Genomic DNA, 591 nt, shown 5'->3' with positions numbered 1-591 from the left:
CCAGCTCGAATTCTTTGATTTCTTCTGCTTTTTTAGTGAACAAAAGTCCGATCGTTGCCATGATGACACTAGGTACAATCCAGCTCGCGAACTCATTATACAAAGGCATGTTGTGGCTCATCCATTGATCTGCAGCTTCCGGCATGTAGCCCAAAATGTGCAGAGCATCGACACAACCAAATGCTAGTGCGGTGAACGCGGTAAGCACCAACATGAACTGAGACATTGTGTTGCGAACGGGAGCCATCATCATCAAAGCAATCGCCACAGGATGAAGTGCCACAACCGCAGGTAAAGTGATTGACAATAGCTGCTCTAAACCGATGTTGGCGATAAAGCCTGACAGTACCATGGTGATGACGACACAGCTTTTGTAGTCCACTTTGCTAAAGGTGTTGTCATAGAACTCGCTGCCTGCGGTTGTTACGCCAATCGCTGTGGTTAAACAGGCTAATACCATGACTGCACCCAACAACACAGAGCCAAACGCACCAAAGTGGTTGAAGGTGAACGCCGTTAAAATATCGCCACCATTGCTAAACTCTGAACCTAAGTAAGAGCTAGTGGAACCGATGTAAGACAACGAAATGT

1 protein-coding gene is annotated in these 591 nt (G+C 46.7%); it reads right to left on the bottom strand.

The window, feature by feature from the left end; all coding sequences use genetic code 11:
• Positions 1-591, bottom strand: a 591-nt coding sequence (locus R8N47_RS26770) for a branched-chain amino acid transport system II carrier protein (protein WP_318186309.1), incomplete at both ends; no start/stop codon positions are given.

It is taken from the genome of Vibrio sp. 2132-1 (assembly GCF_033344315.1).
Note: the sequence above shows the minus strand (reverse complement) of the source record. Positions and strands in the feature narration are given on the sequence as shown.